1 protein-coding gene is annotated in these 1482 nt (G+C 45.4%); it reads left to right on the top strand.

Features of this window, described 5'->3' with window-relative positions; translation table 11 throughout:
* Positions 1–175 precede the first annotated feature (175 nt).
* Positions 176–1482: CapA family protein (locus tag AZ66_RS29080; protein WP_044358117.1), on the top strand; the 1307-nt coding region annotated here is incomplete at its 3' end.

The following is a 1482-nucleotide window of genomic DNA, read 5'->3' on the forward strand; positions in this document are numbered from 1 at the left end:
GATTCGGTAATTAATCATCGCACGAAACACCGTGTCTGTACGATCGCATTGCTGAGAAGCATCCTGCTCGCGATGCGATTGTACACGATGAGTTCACTTGCAGACACAGGCATCATTCAGTCATGCACATTTTACCCGTGGTGTTAATCGTGTATGAAAGGAGAAAAATAGGAAAATGAGCAACGGACGGTATATACGTACAGGATTACAGATCATTGCAATTGTTCTCTTAATCTTATCCACTGCTTGCGCAATTGCCTCACCATCACAGCTTGTCGATCAAGACGCATCTAGTTCGCAACCAACAACGGGCAGCGAACAGCAGACAAAGCCTCAACCGGCACACAAAACAGCTCTAGCTCAGCATAATGACAGTTCACCTTCATCGACCGATGCCGACCATCTCAACTCTTCTACGAACATCCCGGCAAGTACGGCTACTACGCTGCCTAACAACACGAAGACAAAGCCATATACTCTTTCCAGCAAGCTTCTTGCGGTAGGAGATATTATGATGCACTCCCCTCAGTTTCCTGCCTATTTTAATAAGAAGACAGGCACATACAATTTCAATAGCTATTTTACTAAGGTAAAGCCTATTCTCGAGACAGCAGATTGGTGTTGGGCGAATCTGGAGACTCCATTGTTAGGCGGCGAGAAGGTCTATACCGGATATCCCATGTTCAATGCACCACCAGAGCTTGCAGATGCCTTGAAGTTCACAGGCTTCAACATTGTAACGGCGGCGAACAATCATTCATTAGATCGCTATGAAGCCGGCGCCTTGCGCACATTGGAAGTGTTGAAAGAAAAAGGGCTGGTAACGAAGGGACTCTCCGCCTCATTATGGGAATCCAAGCAGCCAACATTAGTTGAGAAAAACGGAATACAACTGGGCATTCTCGCGTATACGTACGGAACAAATGGCATCCCGCTCCCGAAGCAGAAGCCTTATCTTGTCTCTCTCATTGACGAGAAGCGCATGATCCAGGATATTCAGAATACGAAGAAGGCTGGAGCAGACGTTGTCGCAATTGCAATTCATTTCGGTACTGAATATGAGCACACGCCGAATCAAGAGCAAATTCGATTGGCACGCTCGCTGATCCAAGCTGGAGCAGATATTATATTGGGCTCTCATCCACATGTCATTCAACCCTATGAGCGTATTACGGTAAGAGAGCCCGACGGCTCTAAGCGCGATGGGCTTATTATTTATTCAATGGGGAACTTTATATCCAATCAGACTGGCAATGGTACTGATATTGGAGTAATCTTCGGTGTCGAAATTAATAAGCATATGCCTGAAGGCACAATCGAACTAAAAAATGTGACAACGATTCCAACATGGGTGCATATTTATGGTGATCATGACAAGCGTAAGTACCGTGTACTCCCACTGGAACAAACGATCAAATCACATTCAGACAATCGATTAAGCACACAGCAATATAAGGCAATGAAAAAAATGCTCACCAGCAC

Source organism: Paenibacillus sp. E194, assembly GCF_000935845.1.
GTDB classification, from domain to species: domain Bacteria; phylum Bacillota; class Bacilli; order Paenibacillales; family Paenibacillaceae; genus Paenibacillus_B; species Paenibacillus_B alvei_B.